Below are 1,373 nucleotides of genomic sequence, written 5' to 3' on the forward strand. Positions count from 1 at the left end.
CGACCAGCCGCACCGCCTCTTGCTTGAATTCGAGCGTGTAGCGCGCTCTCGTCGTCTTCCTCATTTACGTCTTCCTTGCTTGTATTGAAACACTCAGCAAGGGATACGTTTTTCGAGGGCAAGGTCAAGCTCGACTTGCCAGCGCCTGGCGTACAGCTGCGACAGGGCGTCCTTGCGGATATGGCGGTGGTTGCGCAGCGTGGTGACCAACACCTGGTGGTGGACCTTGCATTCGCGCAACTCCAGTTCATCGGGCGCATCAGCGTACTGCTCGGGTGTCATCCATGGCGGGCGGGCCTTCGGCTTGGGCCAGTGCACGATGTGATCGCGCTTGCCCACCGAGCGGCCTCGGCGGAAGTCCGTGATGCGCGAGCCGTTCTGCTCGAACAGCACGTCCACGCCTGCGGCCATCAACGTGGCGATCAGGAAGTAGTTGCAGTACAAAGCATCGGCCAGCATCACGTCGCCCGCTCGCAGACTGCCCAGCACCTGACGTACCAGGCCGAGCTCGCCACTGCCTTTGCCAAGATGCGGACCGATGGCCGCATCCAGTGCCGCACCAGTAGCCAGGCAGATCACCATGACCAGTCGCGCCAGCGGGAATCCCACGCCGCGCGCCTGCGTGCTGGGCTGGGGATACACGGCCTGGTTCTCGGGGGTGTCGGGCATGGACAGCCCGGTGCCGTCCACCAGCTTGACGGCTCGGCCGCGCCACAGCCAGTGCGGATGCGCCTTCTGACTGAGCAGTTCGCCGGTGTGTCGTGCCAGCCCACTGACCATCTGCAGCGGCAAGCGCTGGCGCGCTCTGCCGTACCCACCGGTGCGCACGCTGCACGCGTGCAGACCATCGGCGGCACGCTGCGCCGCCCAGCCGTTGACTGCCTTCTGGCACGAGCCGTCAGCCTCCAGGGTCTGGCGCATGAACATGGACAGCGTCACCGTGGGCGGATACAGCCGTTGGCGGTGCGCGGGCAGCAGCGCCTCGGTCGTCTGCAGCAACTCCTCGCTGGTCAGCACGTTGAAGAAGTCCACAGCCTGGCTCGATTCCGAGCGCCGCGCGATGCTGCTGCGCCGTTGATGCAATTCGCTTCGCGCCTTACGATCCATGGTGGCTGGCCTTCGGAAAGATGGTTTGGGTGTTTCGTAACCAACCATCCTATCGATCCAGGGCCAGCCACCCCCTTCTTTGCTTTCAAGCACTTACCCGCGGATCAATGGCTGGGTGCCAAAGTAAGCGCCATTCGCCTTAAGAGCGGCTAACAAAACAAAGGGAGGTTGCGAGCACAGATGACACAACAAGCCAGGGAAAGCAGCGCGACATGAATGTCGATGCGGCGCTCGAAGCGGGTTCGCAGCTTGCCAAACGCGGCCAG

Annotated in this window: 2 pseudogenes; both read right to left on the reverse strand. The window is 63.4% G+C overall.

From position 1 onward, the window contains the following. Positions 1 to 120 precede the first annotated feature (120 nt). Positions 121 to 1,107, reverse strand: a pseudogene (locus JHD63_RS22540) (IS4 family transposase); the annotation flags it as partial. Positions 1,108 to 1,256: 149 nt separating this feature from the next. Further along, positions 1,257 to 1,373, reverse strand: a pseudogene (locus tag JHD63_RS22545) (IS5/IS1182 family transposase); the annotation flags it as partial.

This window comes from Xylophilus sp. ASV27, from assembly GCF_016428875.1.
Lineage (GTDB): Bacteria > Pseudomonadota > Gammaproteobacteria > Burkholderiales > Burkholderiaceae_C > Xylophilus.